Source organism: Alcanivorax sp. HI0083 (assembly GCF_001635175.1).
The window spans coordinates 1-718 of sequence record NZ_LWFX01000469.1; the positions used below are offsets into that span (position 1 = coordinate 1).

Below are 718 nucleotides of genomic sequence, written 5' to 3' on the forward strand. Positions count from 1 at the left end.
CTTCGCGGGTTGGAGACTCTTGGTGAGGAGTGGCGCGATACCAACCCTTACCGTGAAGATCATCCGCAGCATGAATTGGCTGTGGATATTGGCAGCTCTGCGTATAACCAGAACTGTGCAGCTTGTCATGGCCTGGAAGCCAAGTCGGGAGGTATAGCGCCTGATCTGCGAGAGCTGGAAAACGGTGATTACGGTGACGAATGGTACAAAGAACGGGTTGTAAATGGAGCTGTGCGCAATGGTCGCGTTCTGATGCCGAAAATGGCCGATTATCTCAGTCAGGAAGCTTTGTGGGCTATCCGAACCTGGCTTGAGACGGTCAGCATGGAAACAATGGGACAGTAAAATGCGATCTGTAATGGTGTTTCCCGGGCTATTGTTCCTTCTACTTATCAGTATAAGTTCAGCGCAAGAGAACAATACTCGTCAAGATAAGGATCCTCTTGATTCATTCATGTGGGAGCTATATCAGGATCGTTATCTGTCCAACGCACCAGTACATTTTGACTCGAGAGTGAAAATAACCGCCCCTGATTTTGCCGAAGACTCAGGGCAGGTTCCGGTAGAAATAGATGCCAGTCATCTTAATGGCAAGTTTGATAAAATGCTGCTTTGGGTTGAGCTCAATCCTATACCTATGGTTTTTGAATACAACCCCGGTACACAAGGGCTGGCAAAAGTAGGGTTGAATATCCGCCTGGAGCAAGGCTCTCCTGTC

Annotated in this window: 2 protein-coding genes; both read left to right on the forward strand. The window is 48.5% G+C overall.

Annotation, left to right across the window (positions count from 1 at the left end):
• The coding region (pedF, locus tag A3754_RS04815) for a cytochrome c-550 PedF (protein WP_063518970.1) at positions 1-345 on the forward strand (345 nt) is incomplete at its 5' end.
• Between the two features lies 1 nt (position 346).
• Positions 347-718, forward strand: a 372-nt coding sequence (locus tag A3754_RS04820; RefSeq protein ID WP_304439809.1) for a thiosulfate oxidation carrier protein SoxY, incomplete at its 3' end; no start/stop codon positions are given.